The 1,062-nt window shown below is 50.6% G+C and carries 1 protein-coding gene; it reads left to right on the forward strand.

Translation table 11 applies throughout. The features are described 5' to 3' along the window. Nucleotides 1-1,044, forward strand: a protein-coding gene (locus KUC_RS18960) for an IS3 family transposase (protein WP_085940843.1) whose coding sequence is annotated in 2 segments (ribosomal slippage) — nucleotides 1-128 and nucleotides 128-1,044 — 1,045 coding nt annotated over the 2 segments. Because the reading frame shifts where the segments join, the coding sequence is not laid out codon by codon here. This gene is flagged as partial in the annotation. Between the last annotated feature and the right edge of the window lie 18 nt (nucleotides 1,045-1,062).

The following is a 1,062-nucleotide window of genomic DNA, read 5'->3' on the forward strand; positions in this document are numbered from 1 at the left end:
CAGCCTGTACAACTGGATCAAACGCTACGATAAGCCGGTAGAACAACGACAAGAAGAGGATGATTTACAAGCTGAGAACCGGCGTTTGAAGGCTGAACTCAAACGCGTATCAGAAGAGCGCGATATATTAAAAAAGGCCACCGCGTACTTCGCCAGGGAGTCCGACTGAGGTACGCGTTTATTCAAAATTATGCGAGCCAATATTCGGTACGTCGCTTGTGTCAGATGATGGCAGTGCATCCCAGCGGTTACTACGCATGGTGTAAAAAAGCGCTCTCTAATCGAGCTCGGGAAGATGAGCGCCTGCTGGGATTGATCAAGCACTCCTGGCTTGAAAGCGGCGGTGTATATGGCTATCGCAAGGTCTACCAGGACTTGCGTGAAGCTGGCGAAGCTTGCGGCAAGCACCGTGTGGCGCGTCTTATGAGTAGGGAAGGTTTACGCTCTCAGACGGGCTATCGACGGCGCCCTGGCGGCTATGGCGGTGGAAAACCGGCTGTTGTATCCCCTAACCATTTAGACCGTCAGTTTGAAGTAAAAGCGCCAAATGTTGCTTGGGTGACAGACATCACGTACATCCGCACTTACGAAGGCTGGCTTTACTTAGCGGTAGTTATCGACCTGTTTTCTCGTCAAGTGGTTGGCTGGTCGATGAAGTCTCGCATGACTACGGAGTTGGTACTGGATGCCTTGTTATCAGCAGTCTGGCGACGCAAGCCACAAGGAACGGTGATGGTGCATTCGGATCAAGGAAGCCAGTTTAGCAGTGGAGACTGGCAAAGCTTTCTGAAAGCGAATCACTTGGTAGGCAGCATGAGCCGACGTGGTAACTGTCATGACAACGCCGTTGCTGAAAGCTTCTTTCAACTTCTCAAGCGAGAGCGAATCAAGCGACAGATTTATTCAACACGCGAAGCGGCTAGACGTGACGTGTTCAATTACATTGAAATGTTTTACAACCCAAAGCGCCGACACGGCACAAGTGATAACTTGTCACCGGTTGAGTATGAAAGGCGTTACTTTAAGAGCCTAACGGGTGTCTAGAATACTCGGGGCGATTCA

This window comes from Vreelandella boliviensis LC1, from assembly GCF_000236035.1.
In the GTDB taxonomy this organism is placed as follows: Bacteria; Pseudomonadota; Gammaproteobacteria; order Pseudomonadales; family Halomonadaceae; genus Vreelandella; species Vreelandella boliviensis.